At 45.8% G+C, this 17,814-nt stretch carries 17 protein-coding genes; 5 read left to right on the forward strand and 12 right to left on the reverse strand.

Going from position 1 to position 17,814, the window contains the following annotated elements:
• Positions 1–159: 159 nt before the first annotated feature.
• Positions 160–399, forward strand: a complete 240-nt coding sequence (locus ASN18_RS11480) for a hypothetical protein (RefSeq protein WP_085052889.1) — start codon at positions 160–162, stop codon at positions 397–399.
• Here ASN18_RS11480 and ASN18_RS11485 read toward each other — a convergent pair.
• The 6 genes from ASN18_RS11485 to ASN18_RS11515 form a co-directional block, all read right to left on the reverse strand.
• Positions 380–1,690 carry a M23 family metallopeptidase gene (locus ASN18_RS11485; protein WP_085052890.1) on the reverse strand — a complete coding sequence of 437 codons (1,311 nt, stop codon included), beginning with the start codon at positions 1,688–1,690 and terminating at the stop codon, positions 380–382. The genes ASN18_RS11480 and ASN18_RS11485 overlap by 20 nt on opposite strands.
• Before the next feature lie 351 nt (positions 1,691–2,041).
• Entirely contained in the window at positions 2,042–2,596 is a 555-nt protein-coding gene (locus tag ASN18_RS11495; RefSeq protein WP_085052892.1) for a hypothetical protein, read from the reverse strand.
• A complete protein-coding gene (locus ASN18_RS11500) occupies positions 2,596–2,889 on the reverse strand; it encodes a hypothetical protein (RefSeq protein WP_085052893.1) in 294 nt (97 codons plus the stop codon). Before ASN18_RS11500 ends, ASN18_RS11495 begins: the two co-directional genes overlap by 1 nt.
• Positions 2,890–2,932: 43 nt before the next feature.
• Complete coding sequence (locus ASN18_RS11505; RefSeq protein ID WP_085052894.1) at positions 2,933–4,276, reverse strand: sigma-54-dependent transcriptional regulator; 1,344 nt, start codon at positions 4,274–4,276, stop codon at positions 2,933–2,935.
• The gene (locus ASN18_RS11510; RefSeq protein ID WP_085052895.1) at positions 4,273–6,381 is read right to left on the reverse strand and encodes a sensor histidine kinase; all 2,109 of its coding nucleotides are present in this window, start codon (positions 6,379–6,381) and stop codon (positions 4,273–4,275) included. The genes ASN18_RS11505 and ASN18_RS11510 overlap by 4 nt, the downstream gene beginning before the upstream one ends.
• Positions 6,378–6,932: a DUF4390 domain-containing protein gene (locus ASN18_RS11515; RefSeq protein ID WP_236861698.1), complete on the reverse strand. Its 555-nt coding sequence runs from the start codon at positions 6,930–6,932 to the stop codon at positions 6,378–6,380. The genes ASN18_RS11510 and ASN18_RS11515 overlap by 4 nt, the downstream gene beginning before the upstream one ends.
• A gap of 101 nt (positions 6,933–7,033) precedes the next feature.
• On the opposite strand from ASN18_RS11515, the gene ASN18_RS11520 reads away from it, so the two are divergent.
• Positions 7,034–7,672 carry a phosphatase PAP2 family protein gene (locus ASN18_RS11520; RefSeq protein ID WP_085052897.1) on the forward strand — a complete coding sequence of 213 codons (639 nt, stop codon included), beginning with the start codon at positions 7,034–7,036 and terminating at the stop codon, positions 7,670–7,672.
• A 7-nt stretch (positions 7,673–7,679) separates the two neighbouring features.
• On the opposite strand, the gene ASN18_RS11525 is transcribed toward ASN18_RS11520, so the two are convergent.
• The 6 genes from ASN18_RS11525 to larC all read right to left on the reverse strand — a co-directional run bounded on the left by ASN18_RS11525 (position 7,680) and on the right by larC (position 14,774).
• On the reverse strand, positions 7,680–9,077 hold the full coding sequence (locus tag ASN18_RS11525) for an SPOR domain-containing protein (RefSeq protein WP_085052898.1): 1,398 nt from the start codon (positions 9,075–9,077) through the stop codon (positions 7,680–7,682).
• 89 nt (positions 9,078–9,166) lie between these two features.
• Positions 9,167–10,399: an ABC transporter permease gene (locus ASN18_RS11530; RefSeq protein ID WP_236861699.1), complete on the reverse strand. Its 1,233-nt coding sequence runs from the start codon at positions 10,397–10,399 to the stop codon at positions 9,167–9,169.
• Entirely contained in the window at positions 10,396–11,610 is a 1,215-nt protein-coding gene (locus tag ASN18_RS11535; protein ID WP_085052900.1) for an ABC transporter permease, read from the reverse strand. The genes ASN18_RS11530 and ASN18_RS11535 overlap by 4 nt, the downstream gene beginning before the upstream one ends.
• Positions 11,607–12,248, reverse strand: coding sequence for an ABC transporter ATP-binding protein (locus ASN18_RS11540; protein ID WP_236861700.1), 642 nt, complete (start codon positions 12,246–12,248; stop codon positions 11,607–11,609). Before ASN18_RS11540 ends, ASN18_RS11535 begins: the two co-directional genes overlap by 4 nt.
• Before the next feature lie 50 nt (positions 12,249–12,298).
• The gene (locus tag ASN18_RS11545) at positions 12,299–13,576 is read right to left on the reverse strand and encodes an efflux RND transporter periplasmic adaptor subunit (protein WP_085052902.1); all 1,278 of its coding nucleotides are present in this window, start codon (positions 13,574–13,576) and stop codon (positions 12,299–12,301) included.
• Complete coding sequence (gene larC / locus ASN18_RS11550; RefSeq protein ID WP_085052903.1) at positions 13,569–14,774, reverse strand: nickel pincer cofactor biosynthesis protein LarC; 1,206 nt, start codon at positions 14,772–14,774, stop codon at positions 13,569–13,571. The genes ASN18_RS11545 and larC overlap by 8 nt, the downstream gene beginning before the upstream one ends.
• A gap of 174 nt (positions 14,775–14,948) precedes the next feature.
• On the opposite strand from larC, the gene ASN18_RS11555 reads away from it, so the two are divergent.
• From ASN18_RS11555 to ccsB, 3 genes are read left to right on the forward strand one after another with little or no spacing between them, the layout of a single operon-like run.
• Positions 14,949–15,242, forward strand: a complete 294-nt coding sequence (locus ASN18_RS11555; protein WP_085052904.1) for a hypothetical protein — start codon at positions 14,949–14,951, stop codon at positions 15,240–15,242.
• A gap of 30 nt (positions 15,243–15,272) precedes the next feature.
• Positions 15,273–16,691, forward strand: a complete 1,419-nt coding sequence (gene resB / locus ASN18_RS11560; protein WP_085052905.1) for a cytochrome c biogenesis protein ResB — start codon at positions 15,273–15,275, stop codon at positions 16,689–16,691.
• Positions 16,692–16,742: 51 nt separating this feature from the next.
• The gene (ccsB, locus tag ASN18_RS11565) at positions 16,743–17,813 is read left to right on the forward strand and encodes a c-type cytochrome biogenesis protein CcsB (RefSeq protein ID WP_236861701.1); all 1,071 of its coding nucleotides are present in this window, start codon (positions 16,743–16,745) and stop codon (positions 17,811–17,813) included.
• The last annotated feature ends 1 nt before the right edge of the window (position 17,814 follow it).

Below are 17,814 nucleotides of genomic sequence, written 5' to 3' on the forward strand. Positions count from 1 at the left end.
GGGAATCCAGTCCTTACAGCGTTATATGAAAGACTGGATTCCTGCTTCCGCAGGAATGACAAATTTACGCATATGATTGCATTTTAGTATGATACCATATCTCACTATTTGCTACATTAAAATGACAGAGAGATTACATGTGCGTTGGTGGAGGTGAGCATGTTGCTTAAAGACATGACGGTCGAACAACTGGAAGATATTATTGGGAAAAAGTTCGATGAAAGGCTTAATGACTTTTTCTTTGATGTTGGGGATTATGCCGTTGCCCTTGAACGGTCAAAGGCTGAGGGAAGGGAAAACCTTACATCTCAGGAAATTAAGAAAACGTCTTGGTTTATAAGGTTTTGTGGGACGAGGGGACTGAATCCCGATATCACGCCTATCCCTTGTTGTTCATAACATCAAGGACACGTTTATTTATCCACAGTTTATCCCACCAGTGAACCGGTGAGATATATACGCCGTGTAGCAGGACGCCATAGTGCAGATGGTCGCCCGCTGCAAAGCCGGTCATTCCGCTTTTTCCAATTACGGTTGTCTTCTCTACGGCTGCGCCTTCTTTTACATCTATCGAGGAGAGGTGCCCATAGAGGGACATCAGTCCAAGCCCGTGGTCGATTACAACGGCATTTCCATATATGCCAAGCTCACCGGCAAAGGCAACCACCCCTGAGTTCGCCGCGTATACAGGGCTGTTGGCTAACGAGGCAAGATCAAAGCCCATATGACGGCTGCGGCTTACTTCTTTACCGCCGTACTGGTAGCTCCTCTGGTCTCCGAAGCCCGCAAACACCTTGCTGTTTTTCATCTGAATGAATGGTCCGTTCCAGAGGATTTTATCGGCGCTCTTTTTTGTCACTTCAGTGACCTTGGCCTCCGTTTCTTTTCTCCTTTTTTCGTTGATCTCTAAAAAGGCGTCTAAAAGCGGCATATCCCCTTCGGTTTTTTGGAGAAATGGCAATATATGTTTCCTTATGAAATCATCTTTTATCACTATGACATCTTTCTTGTAAACCTTTGGCTTATAAATCGTCTGCACAGGGGCAGAGACGGTATTGCCAGCGGCGTCCTCGGCAAATGCGGTTACTACAGGGGTTCCCTGGGTTTCAATGTCTATGGGGATTATTACAAAAAACCGGTTCTTGTCTGTATAAATGGAGTTAGTTGCCATAAACTCCCGTTCCAGAGCCTTTATATAAACCTTGTCTGACCTTTTGGCGTCAATAAGAATGGCTAATCCTGAGCCTTGGTCGGTGATATATGAGCTGTCGATGACAGACATGGCAGGCGGTGCGCTGCGTATCGCTGTTGGGAAGGTCTTAACGGTTTTAGCAAACAGCCCGGCCCTTGCCTTTATTGTCACCTCCGCCTCACCATCGTTAAGGCCCTGAACCTTTGGCTCGACTGTGACGTTGAACTCGGCATTTGGCTTATCAGGGTGTTCACTAAGGAGCGTGACGGCATTACCGTCCTGAGTTACTACTACCTCGACGGATTTAATCTTTCTATTACTCTGCGCCTTGAAAGAGATTACTTTCTTTATAGGCAGTTTTTCAAATCCCTCTATCCCGGCAAGCAGAGGGGGTTTTGCTGCAAATATAGTATAGGCAAAAATACCGGCTACAAGCAGAAATCCTATTGCCAGCGCCAGAGATACCGTCTTACCAAGTTTAGTAGAGCCTAATTTCATATTTTTGAGCCTGATTTCATATATACCTCACGTTATTTTAGTTGGTATCATCATATTAGCTAACTCTGTCTCTGTAATTCAAATAGCGTTCATCAAAAGGAAGGACACTTGAGCTTATGCAAAGCATTAACTTGTATAAGGGTTGTTTCTTTATAATTTTTCCAGCCTTCTTGTCAGTTAAGTGCTTAACATTACCATGACATTCATCATCGTTGATTTTACCTTTCTCCTGACTAAAACACGCCTCTTCAGGTAAGTCGTCCATGCTAAAAGCCCAGAATATTATTGGGTCGCCCACAAAAGCTCGGTAGTACTTTCTAATGTGTTCACAAATATTGCCTGTAGTTTCCTTTATACAGCTAACGGATATGCAGGATATACCTGACCCGTCTGAAGAATTCTTGAATGCGTAACTACTGAGCCTTCTTCCATCAGGACTCGGTATAATCCACTCTTGTTTGATAAGGTGGATGTATGGGTACTCCATATTTCCCTTCCAAAATGATTAATTTTTGTTATCGCATCATCAAACGTAATGCTTTCTTCATAACATATCTCTTCGGTTTCATACTCTGGCAGAAAGGGCCTCGACAGCTCTACCTTCCTTTCGTGTTCGAACTCTATCCCCTTATTTTCAGTAATGCTAAACTGTAATCTATCATTATCGTGATATACTATTAATTGTATTTCACCATCAGCGCCTATCGTAGAAGCCGTGAAAAAAAAATATGTCTGTGCCGTATGAAGCAGCTCAATCGCCTGCTTTACGACCTTGTAAGAGGGGGGAACGCCTTGCCCGTAGCACCATCCTTTGGGATATTGTGAATAACGCAATATCTTTTCCTCGGCAAGATTCACATGCATTACGGGGGGTGGGGCAATATTTCCATAGATGAAACAACTCATTATTTCAAACCTAATGCCGTCATAGAATCATCAAGCGTCATTATTTTACTGCCGGTTTTCTCTTCAACCTCAGCAATAATAGAACCAAGATGTGCCGCGACAGTTTTAGCAACAGGAAGAGACATATTTATGACAGCAACAGAGCTGCCATCCCTTTGCATTAATATTGAAATATCACCTGGATTCAAAAAAAACACCGCATTGTTAAAATATATCTTTGGTATAGCTTCAGATTCTAATGCTTTTTTTAATGTATCAAAAGCAATTTTTTTTCTATCGTCAGCATCACTCATCTTTTCCTCCCGTTCACCTCTACACTAATAGTATCATAATATCTCACGGGATTTCAATACCGAAGCCCTTTATCTTTCTGTGCAGATTGCTTCTTTCTATTTGAAGGGTCTCGGCGGTCTTGGAGACATTCCATTTGTGCTTTTCCAGCTGCTTGAGTATATAGTCGCGCTCAAAGCTGTCGCGTGCATCCTTTAGTGTCTCAAAAGCAAAGTAGTCCACTGTCGAACTGTTAAAGGCTGCCACATCTGCGGCCTTAATCACCCTTGACTGAGTCATAATAAAGAGCCGTTCGAGTGTGTTTTTCAACTCGCGCACATTTCCCGGCCAGTCGTGTCCCTGCAATATCCTCATCGCATCCGGCTCTATGTGCCGCGGGGATTTGCCGTACTCGGTTGCAAATGTATTCATAAAGTGCTCAATAAGAATCGGCAGGTCGTCTCTTCTTTCGCGCAGCGGTGGGACGATTATTGGGATAACATTTAGGCGGAAGTACAGGTCCTCTCTGAACTTGCCTTCTTTTACTTCCTTGTGCAGGTCCTTGTTTGTTGCCGCAATTATTCTTACGTCAACCTTTATGTTCTTGCTGCCGCCTACTCTCTGAAACTCCTGTGTCTCGATGACTCTGAGGACTTTTGCCTGCGTAGTCATGGACATATCTCCAATTTCATCAAGAAACAGTGTGCCCTCGTCGGCAAGCTCAAACTTACCTTTTTTCTTTTCAAATGCACCCGTAAATGACCCTTTTTCATGCCCAAAGAGTTCGCTTTCGATTAGTTCCTGCGGGATAGCCACACAGTTGACCTCGATAAATGGTTTGTTCAATCTGTCGCTTTGCAGGTGGAGATTTCTTGCAACAAGCTCCTTTCCGGCACCGCTTTCTCCCATTATCAGTACGCGGGCGTTGCTTTTGCCGGCAATCTCGATTTGTTTCCTCAGATTTACTACCGCAGGGGACTCTCCGATAATTACGAATTTCTGCATGGTATCTTTTTTGAGCATCTCGTTTTGCATTATCAGCTCTTTATGCTCGATTGCCCTTTTAGCGCTTAGGATGACCCTTTCAAGTGAAAGCGGCTTCTCAAGGAAATCATATGCGCCCATCTTCGTGGCCTTAACTGCCTGTTCGATTTTACCATGCCCTGAGATAATTATTACCGGTATTGCCGTATAGAGACGCCGGATTTCCTCAAGTGCATCTATGCCGTCCATGCCGGGCAGCCATATGTCAAGAAATATTACGTCAGGGGCATTTTTACTTAAAAACTCCAGTCCCTCTTCGGCAGACGATGCCACAGAGACACTAAAACCCTCGTCCTCAAAGATGAGACTCAGCGTCTCTCTGATGCCATCCTCGTCGTCTATTACTAGTACAGAGGTTTCGTTCATCGCCCGCCCCCGCTTATGCCTTGAGCTAACTCCTGCTTTCTGGCCTGATTTCGTAGTGATTTCTTTGTAACTGGGATTGTAATTCTAAAGGTCGAGCCCCTTAGTGCATTATTGCTTACGGTTATTGTGCCCTTGTGTTCTGTGACTATCCTGTGGGCTATGGCAAGCCCAAGCCCTGTTCCGTTTTTTCGCCTTGAAAAATATGGTTGAAACAATTTCTCCCTGTCCTTTTCGTCTATACCGACGCCGTTGTCTGATATGTCGATTATGATATTAGAGGCCGTTTCGTCCTCTGCCACTGTTACACCTATTTTACCATTTTCCTCTATTGCCTGTATCGCGTTATCGAGAATATTTATCAGCATACGCTTAAAATGTTCTCCGTCAATATTTATAGTCGTAATCTTTGTCTTATATTCAAAGACAATGTCTATGTGCTCATACTCACTGTAGAGGTCGAGGACTTCGTTTACAAGGCCTTGAAGGTCAGTCAAAGAGGGTTCGATGTCCGGCATCGTGCCAAGTTTAGAAAACTCATTTACAAGCCGTTGAAGCCCATCTACTTCTCGTATTATCGTAGCGGTAGATTTTTCGATAACTTCAGAAAACCGTACGTCCGCGCGCCTCCATCGTTTCAGCAGCCTCTCGGCAGAGAGTTTAATCGGCGTTAAGGGGTTTTTTATCTCATGAGTCAGGCGTTTGGCCACATCCTGCCACGCAAGGGCCTTTTCGGCCAGGATTAACTCCGTTAAATCATCAAACACTACAAGCACTCCAACCGGATTTTTTGCGTTGTCTTTGAGCTGGATGATGAATACCCTCAATACCATGTTCCTGCCATTTATAGATACCTTTAACTGCTCTTTTTTGCTGTAAAAATTGTACAGGTTTATTCCCCTTACGAACATCTCAAACTCGGCGGAGACGACATTTTTAATAACCTCTGTATATGGTTTATTTAGGACATCCTCAGCCTCGACTCCGAGAACTGCACAGGCGGCGTCGTTTATTGTTATCACCTTGTTTTCGGCGTCGAGATATATGACGCCCGAGTTTATATTGTAGATAATGTTTTCCATGAACAGCCTTCGCCTGTCAGATTCGATATAGGCGCTCTGCAAAGAGAGTTCGGTCTGCTTTACTTTTGTTATCATCACGTTAAAGGACTTAATCAGCATACCGATTTCGTCATCTGCGTTTGGCTTTACGTAGATGTTGAAGTTGCCGCCTGAGACATCTGCCGTTGCCTTAAGGAGATTTTGAATAGGCTCGGTGATTCCTCTGGAGATTCTCAGCGCTATCCAGAGGGCCAAAAATACTACCAACAGTGTAAAGAATCCCAATATCAGGAGGTAGTTGCCCTTTAATGGGGCCTTAAACTCATGAAGCGTGACGTAGCTCTGATGGGCCTTTTGGATTTCCCCGACTTTCCTCGTTATCTCAATAGGCGCTACAGTGGAAACCAGCAGGACTTCGTCTATGCGACCGTTTTTATTTAGTGGAATCACCGCCGTTACTATGTCGGCCTCGTTGTAGACAAATACCTCTATGCCGGGTTTTCCCTTAAAGGCGTCTTTTATGGTCTCAGATACATCTTCTTTTGTCCTGTCAAATTTTGCGGTCTTGTAGCGCGGCGCAGGCGTAGCCCCCTTGCTTATGGCGATGGCATCTTCGAATGTATTTTTACGTATCATGTCGTATGTATACGTGGCCAGGTCTTTTGCGTCGTCTATGGGTTTGCTTACCGTAGGGGTAAACCATTTGTCGATGTAATTGGTAACGAGACCACTTGAGATAATAAACAGCATAGCAGACGGCAGCAGGGTGATGCCAACAAAAATAGTTACCAGCTTTGTCTTGAACTTGTAACCGGTTATCCTGTTTTTTTTCTCGAAATACAGCCTTAAGAGATTCCTGCTTACGAAAAAGGCAAGGGTGAGCAGGGCTAAGAGCGTGATGTTAAAAAGCGCTGCAAAGATCAATCTGTGAGTGATGTCTCCCTGCGGATTGATAAATGTCTCGTGTACTGTAAAGCCTGCGGCCACAACAGCAATCACAACCAATCCCGGCAGGAGTACTCTTTTGGCTATACTTTCCCGTGTCATTTACTGCCTTTTATAATAACATCGGTATCTTTTTTTATTTTAAAGTCCTTGTCATCGACAAAGAAAAATACATACCCGAGGACTTGCGGCGGTTTTTTCTTTATTGACTCTACTGTAACCCTTATAAAGTACGGGGCGTCATCCTCAAGACCGCTCATGTCGATTTTAACGTCATTCACCATGAGCGCCCATTTAAGCATAGACTTAAAGGACATAAATCTTTTCTCCAGCACAGCGGTCTCATCTGAGGATATGACCTTGTATTCACCCTTGACGGAGTTGGCCTGTATGGTCCTTGATATTCTCTTGCCCCTGACAAACTCGTCAGGCCATAAACTCCACCGCCTGAAGATGTCTATATAGAAGACGAATTCTTTTTGCAGCCCTTCACGAATAAGAGAGATTTGGCTTTCGTCTATGGAAAGTGTTACACTTACTGTCATGTTACTGCCTGAGACAGCGTGTTCGACCCCGGCGATTTCTTGCGCGCTGTTGAGCGCCGGTAAAAACAGCATAATAATTAACAGAATTAGTGCTTGTAGTTTATTCATTTTTAACATAGGATTCCCAGAAGTGGCTATTATACCATATGCCGGTAATTAAATCTCTATAATTACAGGCGCCGCAGTGGCTTGCAAAGAGGCATGATAACATGAGCGCGCTAAACCGGAGAAAACTAGTACCGCTATTGCTATTAATGGCGGTACTGGCTGTCTTTACTCTCTATGCGGACAAGTGGACGATTGATTCGATAAGATTGTTTTTTTCTGAACACACCACTCTAAACGCATTCCTCAAACAAATCAGCCCGATAAGTACTTTTTTGTTTCATGGCACTCCTCAAATCACTGCGGCTTTCATCCTGTTTATAGTAGGGAATTACTTATACAGGCCGTTATACATTCCCGGTAAGACATTTCTTTTTGCCCTGTGCGCCTCCGGTCTGTCTGTGCAAATAATAAAGCATCTTGTGGGCAGGGCAAGGCCGCGAGTCACCGATGCCTTTATTGCTATTGGGCCGTCGCTGCACTCGGACTACGATTCCTTTCCCTCAGGGCACACAGCTCTTGCCTTTTCGATTGCCTGCGTGTTGTCATCATATTTTAAGCGTTATAGATTGGTGTTTTATTTATTTGCCACAGTGGCTGGGTTTGACAGGATAAGGACCGGGTCACACTTTCCTTCCGACGTAATAGCTGGGGCGTTTGTTGGCATTGCCGTTACAAAATGGATAATGTCGCGGCTAATGCCGGAGGGCGACATCTGCCAACCACAGACCCCAAGCAAATGATATACAATTAGTTGGACTTACGAAGTATTACATCCATTCTCTTCGTATCCTTCAGCTTTTTCATAACAGACATAGCTTCAGCTTTATTTTTATACTTCCCTGCCAGCACCTTATGAGAAGTATTACCCTTGGGGTCTGTTACCGTTATTATGCTGGCATTATAGCCTTCTTTTTTCAGTGTTTCAGTGAGCCTTTTTGCGTTTGCCACATCTTTGAACGAGCCAAGCTGTATGACAAATAACCCTGAGGCAGAGGCCGTTCCCTTGCGTTTGGCGGCAGCCGGGTTTTTTCCGGCAGTCTTGACCTTTCTGCTTTGGGCAGCCACAGCTTCCTGGTCGGGGGCTGCTGGTTCGGCAGGCTCAGGTTTTTTAGCCTGCGGCGTTGGTGCAGGTGTTGGTGTTGGCAAAGACGTTGGTGCAGGTGTAGCTGTTGGAGTTGGCGTATGTGTAGGCGCAGGCGTCGCTGCGGGAGTTGCTGCTGGAGCAGGCATCAGCGACGGAGTTGGTGCAGGTGTCAGCGCTGGAGTTACCACAGGAGTTGATTCTGGCGCCGGTGTGGTCTGAGCAGCGGTTAATGGCTTCGGTTCTGATGGCCTCGGTCGTGGCGGTGTGGGTACTGTTGTTTTGGCAATCATCTTGGGTTGTGTTTCGTTGAAGAAAAACATATATCCAGCTCCCAGAAGGATTGCAACTACGGCCAATGTCGTTATTAAAAAGAGTTTTTTTCTTTTAGCTCGGTTTTCTTTCAGCTTATAAAGAATTTCATCTTCGTCCGATTCCATTACAGTTGTATCATCACCAACTGGGTCATCTTCGTGGCTGACGTGTGTATCTCCTATATGGGGATGAGAGTCATGACTGATAGGATGTGGGTCAGTTGCATGGGAGGTATCGTCGTCGGTCTTATCAGTCTCATTGGACAGGCCAAACTTAATATTCTCAATTTTTTTGCTCTGCGTGCCATAGTTTCCATCTTGTTCATCCAATTGTACATTCTGAAGTTCATCCTGTTCCTCTGGCTGTTCATCTGGCACAGACCACTCTGCGTGTACCCTTATCTTTTGAAGCAGGTCGTCTTTCTCAACTGGGAGCTTTACTGTATCCACGATCTTATATATTGTTCTGTATCTGTCATCATATTTTTTCTCTATCTCTGACAGCATAATAAACGGCAGGTTCTTTAGTGAGTCTTCGCTTCGCAGGTCTCTTATTACTTCATAGCCGCTAGCGTCGATTAACATGGACTTTACAAGCACAACAACGGGATGTATCTCAAGGGCAGTCTCAAGGGCTTCAAGTTTTGTCTTCGCGCTATATACCGTATATCCTTCGCTACGGAGGATTTCATTTATCTGTTGTACGTTGTTTTTATCGTCATCTATGACAAGTATATTGTCCCCATCCATATCTTCCCCCTATGTAAATTAATCTTGTCCTGATAGTATTAACATTTTTACCCGAATAATTCAACCCCCTATAAAAAATATGGGATTGGTCAACTTCTTAATATACTGACAGGCTGAATCTCCATCGCCTTTACAGACGGGTATATGCCTGAGGCTATCCCCGTCACAATCGACGCCGTAAATGCTGTTATCACACCAAACGGCGACACCGCAAATGGTATTTTTGCTAATGCAGATATGCCCAGACTCAGCGCTATGCCCGCCACAAGCCCCGCTGCCGCTCCCATCAGCGATATAAATGATGCCTCTGTCAAAAACTGCATCGCTATGTCGCGCTTCCTTGCCCCTACTGCCCGCCTTATCCCTATCTCCACCTTTCTCTCGTCTACCATCAATATCATTATTGACAATATCCCTATCGAGCTTATAGTAAACGATATTGCCGAGGTTATCATCCCAAGCGTTACCACTATCTTCATTGTCTTGGTCTGCATAGAGTTTATGTCCTTAAGCTCTGCTACTGTAAAGTCGTCTTTTTCGCCTTTTTTTATATTATGTCTCTGCCTTAGCAGGCCCTCTATTTCCCCTTTTAACCGCCCTGCCGCCTCTTCAGAGACTGCTTCTACATATATCAGATTTATACTTGTAGTGTTTTTCAGTCTCTTCATAAACGTACTCAGCGGCAGATAAATGATGTTGTCTTCGTTCATCCCCGACAGGTCAACGGCCATCGGCACAAGCACTTCAATCACTTCACAGGCAACCTGCGATATGAATATGGTCTTCCCTATGGGGTCTTCTCCTTTAAATAACCTCTCGGCCACCTTTGAGCCGACAATAGCCGTTTTTTCCATCGTATCCTTTTCTGTGAACAGCCTTCCCTGACCCACAGGGATTTTCTTTAACTGAAAAAATTCCATCGGTATGCCCATCATAGTCGTGCCGGTTAGTGTTGTATTCCTGTATCTTACAGGGAATGTCTTAGTTGCCACAGGCGCCACGATTTTTGCTGCCGGTAAGGATTCCTTTATCGCCCTTGCGTCATCAATTGTCAGCCTCGTACTCTCGGCAAGGTCTGACGGGCTGCCGTGACCACGCATCAGACCGCTTTTTACAGTAAGGAGATTCTTCCCAAAGGTCTCAAGGTCTTTTATCGTCTTCAGCTCCATTGAACGCGATGTGTTTGCCACAGTGATTAACGACAGAGTGCCCAGCACAACCCCTGTTATGGCAAGGAAAGTCCTGAGCTTAAAGCTGCCCAGGGACTTTACGGCAATCGTTAAGTTCAGATAGATGTTCTTCGGTAAATACTTTGTCGTCACTTTATTGCCTCTATTGGATTTAAGTTTGCAGCGCTTCTTGCCGGCTGAACTCCAAACACCAGCCCCGTTGCTACGGCAAGCGTAAATCCTATGGCAAATGCCTTCCATGAAAAGTGCATTGGGAAGTCGGCAATATGCGCAAGCAGCTTAGAGGCCCCGTACCCTAACATAAACCCCAGCACCCCGCCCGCTGATGTTATCAATGTGGATTCTATTATGAACTGGTTAAAGATATCCCTTTTTTTAGCGCCCACTGCCCGCCTTATCCCTATCTCCCTGGTCCGCTCCTTTACAGACAGTAAAAACAGATTTGCCAGCACAAAGCCCGATACCACAAGCGACACTATCCCTGAGATTCCAAGCGATACCACAAGCGAACCGGTTAGCGCGGCAAGGAACTTTATTATCTCCTCCGGGCTTACAATGGTGAAGTCGTCGCTCTGGCCTTCTTTGAGCTGGTGCCTGTCTCTGAGAAACAGCCTCATCTGTGCAATCCAGTGCTGGAGGGCGTGTCCCTGCTGGTATTTTATCTTTATCGCGCTTATGTATTTGGTATCACTCAACATTTTTTTCATCATCACGCCTATGGGTATGATTATTCTGTCGTTGAGATTTATGCCCATCTGCGAAGCGCTCCTGTCGGAAAGTACGCCTGTTACTTTACAAGGAATTCTTGTGTTTATAAGAATGGTCTTTCCTATTGGAGATGTGCCCTTAAAGAGTGTCTCGGCAACCTGCATCCCAATCAGGCACGTGTTTTTTCCAAAAACTATGTCCTCGTGTGATAAGTCAGAGCCTTCCGCAATGGGCCATGACCAGCTCCTGCTGTAGTCCTCAGTAGAGCCTAAGACAAGGGTCTTATGCTTTACATTTTTGTATGATACGCCGCTGTCCCATTTCATGACCATCGGAACGACGAGGATTGCCGTTGGGAACGCCTCCTCGATGGCCTTTATGTCGCTGAGTGTCAGCGCCTTCATTTTTTCACCGTTTGCCCGCTGCTCGGCAGACCCGCCAAAGATAAGTATCGTCTCAGGGCCGAACTTCTCTACAAAGTCATACGCCTTCTTATATGCCCCCTCCACAGAGGCCACTATGACCGTTATCGAGGCTATCCCCAGCGATACGCTAAAGAGACAGAAAAATGTCCTGAGCTTAAACGACAGCACGGCATATGCGGCGCTTTTTATATTATTAGCAAACCTATTCATTGGCGCGGCGTCCTGTTGAAGGCATCGTCTATTAAGCCGTCTTTTATGTGAACCGTGGTATGTGCATATGCGGCAATGTTTGAATCATGGGTGACAAGTATTATGGTCGTCCCCCTGTTGTTGAGTTCGGTGAAGATTTTCATAATTTCAGAGGCCGTTCTGGTATCAAGGGCGCCGGTGGGTTCGTCGCAGATTATCAGGGCGGGGTTGTTTATCAGGGCGCGGGCAATGGCGGCTCGCTGCTGCTGCCCGCCTGAGAGCTGGCGTGGTTTGAAGTATGCCCTGTCCTCAAGCCCCACTGTAGCAAGTAACTCCATCGCCTTTTCCTTCATGGCGTGAGACGGGACATCCATGTACAGGGTCGGCAGGAGTATATTTTCAATAACTGTAGCATAGTGAAGGAGAAAGAAATTCTGAAATACAAATCCGATTGTCTCGTTTCTTATGACTGAGAGTTCGTCGTCGGTCATGGCGGAGATTGCCCTGCCGTTTAGGATATATGTGCCGGAGGTGGGTGTGTCGAGACATCCTATGATGTTCATCAGGGTTGTCTTGCCTGAGCCGGATGTGCCCATGATGGCCGTGAAATCGCCTCTGTTTACCGTAAGGCTTACACCCCTGAGGGCCTCAACTGTCACATCACCTGCGATAAATGTCTTGTGTATTGCCTGTAACTCAAGCAGTTCTGTTATTTGTGCTTCCCTCCGTGGTCTCCGGTCTTTCCGGCAGGGGGGTGAATATTTATAACGAGTTTAACTGCCACCTCGTCTCCTTCGGCAAGGCCTTCTGTTATCTCTGTCTTGTCCTCGCCTTTGATGCCTGTTGTTACAGCCGTTTTTTCTACTTTACCGCCGGGGAGTATCTTATAGGCCGTGTGTTTGCCGCTTTCATATTTTACAGCGGCATTTGGGACGGTGAGAACACGGCTCTTCTTCTGCGTTATAATACGAACGTGTGTGGTCATCTCCGGCCTGACGGTCTTTGCATCTTCTGGTGGGATGTTTACTATTGCCTTGTAGTACACTATGTTGTCCTTGACAAACGGTTGAGGGTCAATTCTGTTTATGACACTCTTGTAGACCTTATCAGGATATGTGTCCACCGTATAGAGGCAGTCAAGGTCCTTTTTGATACCGCCTATGTCGCTTTCGTCCACATATACCCACATCTCTAGTTTGTCGGGAATCATTACTGTAACCAGGTTGGCCACCTGAAGGCCTGTTACCACCGTTTCGCCGGCCTGCCCCTGAATCTCAGACACGACGCCGTCTATAGGCGATACAATGTTCGTATAGGAGAGCTTTATCTGGTTTTTCTCTATACTCGATTTGATTACTGCAATATCTGCCTCCTGCATCTTTCTGTCGTTAAGGAGTTCGTTTCTCAGGCGGCTTACCGTCTCTTCGTTTTTATTGACATCGGCCTCTGCCTGGGCATAATCGGCTGCTGCCTTGTCGAAGTCGTTCTGGGCGAGGTAGCCCTTTTGCAGCAGGGTCTCTTTTCTTTGCAGCTCGAGGGCGGTGATTTTGAGTTTGGCCTTTTTTGAGATAAGGTCCTGCTCTGCCTCCCGTATTTTCTGAGGATGTGTTACGATAGTCTTGTTGAGATTGCTCATGGCCTTGCTGAGGGATATGTGCAGTTCCGCTATATCCTTGTTTACGTCCCTGTCGTCGATTTTCGCAATCAACTGATTTTTCTTTACCGTATCGCCGACACGCACGAGCATCTGCATGATTTCCCCCGTTGCCCTTGCCCCGATTTTAATAAGGGCGCCGACCTGGGGTTTGATTATTCCGGTTTCCACTACTATATTCTCCAAATCTGAATACGATGTCTTTGCAGTTTCTAATATCTCGTAAGGGGGTTTTTTTGTAAGAGAGTTATATGCAAATACTGCAATGACGGCAGCTATGACCACAACTGCCAATATGGTAAGCTTCTTGTGCCGTTTGATAAAATCAGGCATGTCTTAGCGCCTCGCCGATTACTGTCTTTACCGGTACTGAAAACTCCTCCGCTGCTCGTTTACAGTCCTCGTATTCTGCTGATATGTTGAGGATTTTCCCGTTTCTTCGGGCTGTTTTTATTCGTATCTCACCGTATTTTGTGTCTACGGCGCTTATATCCCGCTGGAGCATCTCACGTGATACGCTGTGGTATCTCAGTCCTATTGTGGTGGTCTCTTCAAAGATTATCGTTGAGAGCTGTCCTACCATATCCTCTTGCGCTATCACGGTAAGCAGGGCGGCAGGACGGCACTTTTTCATTATAACTGGGGTTATATATACGTCAAGGGCTCCGGCGCGAAATAGTTTGTCCATGACAGCGCCATAGAGCTGCGGGGACATGTCATCGATATTCGTCTCTATAGCGGCAAAGGCAGGCGCATTGTCATGTGGGGCGGCTTGGCGGCCTACAAAAATCCTCAGAATATTTGGCGCTGAGGCAATGTCGAGGCTTCCTGCCCCGGTACCAATGCTGGTTATAATTATGCCTGGCATATCTCCAAACCCAGTTGCCATCTCCTTAACAATTGCAGCGCCGGTGGGTGTAGCAAGCTCGAACTCTACACCGCTTGAATAAACTGGAATGCCCTTTAGCAGATTCGCCGTTGCCGGGGCAGGCACGGCAAGTGTACCGTGTGTGGTCTTTACGGTGCCACCGCCAACATTTATCGGGGAGACGACAATCTCCTCTATCCCAAGATACTTAATGCCCAATAAGAATCCGAACACATCTGCCAGACAATCAGCGCCGCCGAGTTCGTGAAGGTGTGTCTGGTCAAATGGCTGACCGTGTGCGAGGGACTCGGCCTCGAATATGCTGTGAAATATCTTAAGCCCCTTAGTTTTTACATCCTCGTCGAACGCTGCACCTTCGATGATCTCCTTTATTTCCTGCCAGTTCCTGTGGCTGACGCTGTGGCTGACATGTGTCTTCACCTCAAACTTAACTGCCCTGAAGCCGTTTTTATAGACTGTCTCAGAGGTTATCTCAAACTCCTCCAAGGACGCCTGCCCGCTTCCATTCCTGCAATTTAACAAAAGGGAGAGTTTCTCCCTGAGGTAGTCAAGCGAGACCCCTGCGTCAAGAAGCGCCCCAATAAGCATATCTCCGCTTACCCCTGAGGCACATTGAATATAGGCAGCTCTTAAGTCTTCCATTGGTTTATATTTTAACTTTATCGTTACAGAAAAAACAGCGGTTTACAATAGGCGCTTTATTTTGTTAATATCTCCTGTGCGATTAGTTACGAGTGTGAGGGTTGTGCAGGGGGCCGGTATTAAGTCCTTCGGTGTGCGGCGTGGCGGACGGTATGGGCTTCAAGGGTGTTCATAATGGATAAATGGGGCATAGTTATTTGGATAAGTGACTTATTGCACTTAACTAACGTGTCGTTTACGTCCTCTGAGGCTGCTGTAATATTATTGGTCTTTGCGTTTGTGATTAATGTGCCTTTCGGATATTTCAGGGCACGCCAGAAGGTCCGCTCACTGAATTGGTTTATGTATATACATTTACCGATTCCATTTGTTATCCTAATGAGGTCTTTGGTTCATCTGGACTACAAGTTCATTCCGCTTTCGCTTGCGGCCTCTGTGCTTGGTCAATACGTAGGGGGCAAACTATGAATTTAATGGGGTTAACTTTAAGGATATTCTATGGCAGATAAAAATATTGTAGACAAAATATGGAAGTTCTTTACATCGGTAAAGTTAGCCGTGGTGATAATTGCAGTCATAGCGCTATCTTCGATGATAGGTACGGTAATTGAGCAAGACTCATCACCGGAGAAAAATCTAAAGCTGTTCACAAAGATATTCGGCCCTGCCAACGCTCAGACCGTGTATAAATCTGCTGTTGCGCTGGGACTTACCGACATGTACCATTCGTGGTGGTTTACGTCTATACTGATTTGTTTTTCGGCAAATCTGATAATCTGCTCCATTGACAAGCTGCCACACATAAAGCGCATTGTCGATGAGCCGCTCAAACCCATAGATGCGAAGGACTTTGATAATTATGGGATAAAAAAAGAACTATCTGTAGATGGCAGCATAGAAGACGCAAAGACTTTAGTATTAGCGGCCATAAAGAAACTTGGCATGACTCCCAATGCCTCAGACAACAGCGGCCCCAACACAATTCAGTTCTACGCCCACAAGGGCAGACGCACGCGTTATGCCGTATATGTCATCCATTTCAGCATAATTATTATTCTGATAGGCGCAGTTATCGGCAATACCCTTGGGTTCAGCGGGTATTTGATCCTGCCGGAGGGAGAGACATCTGCCGTTGCCTACTCGCGCCAAAGTGAGAAGGAACACCCGCTTGGGTTTTCCATTCGATGCGATGATTTTTCTACCTCGTTCTATGGATTATCAGATATGCCAAAGGACTATGCCAGTTGGCTTTCTGTTATAGAAGATGGCAAGACAGTACTGAAAAAGACCATAGGGGTAAACTCCCCATTAAAGTACAAGGGCTATACGTTTTACCAGTCTAGTTATGGGGTAGTTCCCCAAAAAAACACCAGGAGTTTGATAATCTTAAACGTGACACCTAAAGGCGGGAAGACTGAACAAATATCACTTGGCGTAGGGGAGTCGTTTAAAATCCCCGGGACGAAGTTTTCTGGCAGGCTGATTGCCTTTACCCCGGCGCTTGCCTTTGATAAAAACGAACGACCATATTCATACACAGAGAACATGAACAACCCTGCTGTTTATATAGAGTTAACCTCAGAAGATAATGATAAATACTCTGGCTGGCTGGTAAAGCGCTATCCCCAGACATGGGACTTGCCCGACGGCAGCAAGGTAGAGTTAGTTGACAACTGGGGATACCAGTACACGGGGCTTCAGGTGAGAAAAGACCCAGGCGTTTTGTTGGTCTATGCGGGGTGTCTGTTTATGACCATAGGCCTGTACTGTGCGTTTTTTCTCAGCCACAAAAAAATATGGGTACTATTGCAGTCTGAAAAGACAAAGGTGAATATAAAAATAGCGGCCTTTGCAAATAAAAACAAGACCGGTTACGAGGGCGTGATTAACAGCGTATTTAACCGGTTAACACATTAAATGTCTCTGCCAGAATGATATCGGCATGATGCGGTGAAGGAGGTAACGTAGATGGGAAGCCCAATGCTGTTTGGTATAGCTGAAGTTGGATACTTTGTGGCTATGATGGTTTATATAGGATATTTCATGTTTAAAAATAAGTCTGTGGGCATAACTGCTACGGCTCTTGCTGCAGGTGCGTTTTTGTCGCAGACGGCGGCGCTGATTCTTCGGTGGGTGGAGTCCTACGGCATGGGAATTGGCAGGGCGCCGCTGACGAATCTCTATGAATCGCTGATATTTTTTGTCTGGTGTCTGATGCTTGGGTATCTGATAATCGAATTCAAATATAAGAACAGGACATTTGGGGCATTTGTAACCCCTTTGGCGGGTCTTGCCCTTGGATTTATAGACCTTACCGGCATATCGAAAGAGATTGAGCCGCTAGTCCCGGCGCTTCAGAGCAACTGGCTGTTAGCGCACGTTACGATGAGTTTTATTGCATATGCAGCATTTGCTCTGGCGTTTGCTACGGGGATGTTGTATCTGGTACTGAGTACAGAAAAGCGCTCGGAGAGTTCATATATATTTTGGACAGTTGCAGGGAGCGTATTTTTTATTGTACTCGCGGCAATGGGTGCAGACTATATAAAGTTTAAGGTAATTGGGACATCGCAGGAGCTTATCAAGGGGTTTTTATTTAAGGCAACATTCAGGAATGAATCAGGGTTTATCGCCCTGTTGAGCTTTGTGGCGGCGTTTGCGCTGATGTTTTTCGTGTGGAGGTATGGATACGTACTAAAGCGTATGGTTCAGACATTTAACATAACGCTAGATTTTCTTGAGGATCTTAATTATAAGGTAATAGCGGTGGGGTTTCCCATCTTTACGCTTGGCGGGCTGATATTTGGGGCGATATGGGCAGACCAGGCCTGGGGTGTGTACTGGAGCTGGGACCCGAAGGAGACATGGTCTCTTATTTCGTGGCTTGTCTATGCCTTTTACCTGCACGCAAGGTTTTTGCGCGGCTGGCGCGGTAACAAAATCGCAGTGCTGTCGTCAATTGGATTTATTACGGTGATATTTACATATCTGGGCGTCAACTTGTTTCTGTCCGGGCTGCACAGCTACGGTGAAGCATAGA

This window comes from Candidatus Magnetominusculus xianensis (assembly GCA_001541255.1).
In the GTDB taxonomy this organism is placed as follows: Bacteria; Nitrospirota; Thermodesulfovibrionia; order Thermodesulfovibrionales; family Magnetobacteriaceae; genus Magnetominusculus; species Magnetominusculus xianensis.

Coding starts and splice junctions, on each gene's coding strand:
- ASN18_RS11480 (WP_085052889.1), top strand. CDS start 160: ATGTTGCTTAAAGACATGACGGTCGAACAACTGGAAGATATTATTGGG.
- ASN18_RS11485 (WP_085052890.1), bottom strand. CDS start 1,690: ATGAAATTAGGCTCTACTAAACTTGGTAAGACGGTATCTCTGGCGCTG.
- ASN18_RS11495 (WP_085052892.1), bottom strand. CDS start 2,596: ATGAGTTGTTTCATCTATGGAAATATTGCCCCACCCCCCGTAATGCAT.
- ASN18_RS11500 (WP_085052893.1), bottom strand. CDS start 2,889: ATGAGTGATGCTGACGATAGAAAAAAAATTGCTTTTGATACATTAAAA.
- ASN18_RS11505 (WP_085052894.1), bottom strand. CDS start 4,276: ATGAACGAAACCTCTGTACTAGTAATAGACGACGAGGATGGCATCAGA.
- ASN18_RS11510 (WP_085052895.1), bottom strand. CDS start 6,381: ATGACACGGGAAAGTATAGCCAAAAGAGTACTCCTGCCGGGATTGGTT.
- ASN18_RS11515 (WP_236861698.1), bottom strand. CDS start 6,932: ATGAATAAACTACAAGCACTAATTCTGTTAATTATTATGCTGTTTTTA.
- ASN18_RS11520 (WP_085052897.1), top strand. CDS start 7,034: ATGAGCGCGCTAAACCGGAGAAAACTAGTACCGCTATTGCTATTAATG.
- ASN18_RS11525 (WP_085052898.1), bottom strand. CDS start 9,077: ATGGATGGGGACAATATACTTGTCATAGATGACGATAAAAACAACGTA.
- ASN18_RS11535 (WP_085052900.1), bottom strand. CDS start 11,610: ATGAATAGGTTTGCTAATAATATAAAAAGCGCCGCATATGCCGTGCTG.
- ASN18_RS11545 (WP_085052902.1), bottom strand. CDS start 13,576: ATGCCTGATTTTATCAAACGGCACAAGAAGCTTACCATATTGGCAGTT.
- larC (WP_085052903.1), bottom strand. CDS start 14,774: ATGGAAGACTTAAGAGCTGCCTATATTCAATGTGCCTCAGGGGTAAGC.
- ASN18_RS11555 (WP_085052904.1), top strand. CDS start 14,949: ATGGATAAATGGGGCATAGTTATTTGGATAAGTGACTTATTGCACTTA.
- resB (WP_085052905.1), top strand. CDS start 15,273: ATGGCAGATAAAAATATTGTAGACAAAATATGGAAGTTCTTTACATCG.
- ccsB (WP_236861701.1), top strand. CDS start 16,743: ATGGGAAGCCCAATGCTGTTTGGTATAGCTGAAGTTGGATACTTTGTG.